Annotated in this window: 1 protein-coding gene; it reads left to right on the top strand. The window is 71.4% G+C overall.

Annotation, left to right across the window (positions count from 1 at the left end; translation table 11 throughout):
• Positions 1-74: 74 nt before the first annotated feature.
• Positions 75-1008 (top strand): RNase adapter RapZ (rapZ, locus tag GPA_RS02375; RefSeq protein ID WP_083808863.1); only part of this gene is annotated, 934 nt, incomplete at its 3' end.

Here is a 1008-nt window from a genome sequence, read left to right as displayed (position 1 = left end):
GTGGACGAGGCGGTGCGCGCGGCCGTGCAGGGCAGGGAGCCCGGCAGGGAAGACAACGAGGGAAGGACGATCGCATGACCGACGAGAACACCGAGCTGGCGAGCATGCCCGAGCTGGTCATCGTGAGCGGCATGAGCGGCGCCGGGCGCACCGAGGCCATGCACTCCTTCGAGGACCTGGGCTACTTCTGCGTGGACAACCTGCCCTCCAGCCTCATCGGCAACCTGCTCGAGCTCACCGGCATGCCGGGCCAGCCCGACGAGCACCGCCGGCTCGCCGTGGTGTGCGACGCGCGCAACCGCGACTTCTTCGCCAACCTCACGGCCGAGCTGGCGAAGCTCAAGGCCCAGGGCATCGGCTACCGCATCCTGTTCCTGGATGCGGCCGACGAGAAGCTCGTCGCGCGCTACAAGTCCAGCCGCCGCCGGCACCCGCTGTGCGCCGACGGCGCCTCCATCGCGCAGGGCATCGACCGCGAGCGCGACCTCCTGTTCGAGGTGCGCGAGGCGGCGCACCACGTGGTGGACACCACCGACATGCTGCCGGCTCAGCTGCGCGCGACCATCCGCGCGCTGTTCGCTCCCGGCTCCGAGCAGCAGGGCCTGGCCGTGACCGTGTACTCGTTCGGCTTCAAGCACGGGGCGCCGCTCGACGCCGACCTCGTCATGGACGTGCGCTTCCTGCCGAACCCCTACTACGAGCCGCAGCTGCGCGCGCTCACGGGCCTCGACAAGCCGGTGCGCGACTACGTGCTCTACCGCCCCGAGACCGAGGAGTTCGAGCAGCGCTGGCGGGCGCTTTTGGACTGCGTCATGCCCGGCTACGTGGCCGAGGGCAAGCAGCAGCTCGCCATCGCCGTGGGCTGCACGGGCGGCCAGCACCGCTCCGTGGCGCTGGCGGAGTCCACGGGCGACTACCTGAAGACGAAGGGCTACCGCGTGAGCATCGCCCACCGCGACCTGGCGCTCGCCGAGGGCGCCGACGGCCGCCTCGCGGCGGACCCGCAGG

It is taken from the genome of Gordonibacter pamelaeae 7-10-1-b, from assembly GCF_000210055.1.
GTDB lineage: Bacteria > Actinomycetota > Coriobacteriia > Coriobacteriales > Eggerthellaceae > Gordonibacter > Gordonibacter pamelaeae.
Note: the sequence above shows the minus strand (reverse complement) of the source record. Positions and strands in the feature narration are given on the sequence as shown.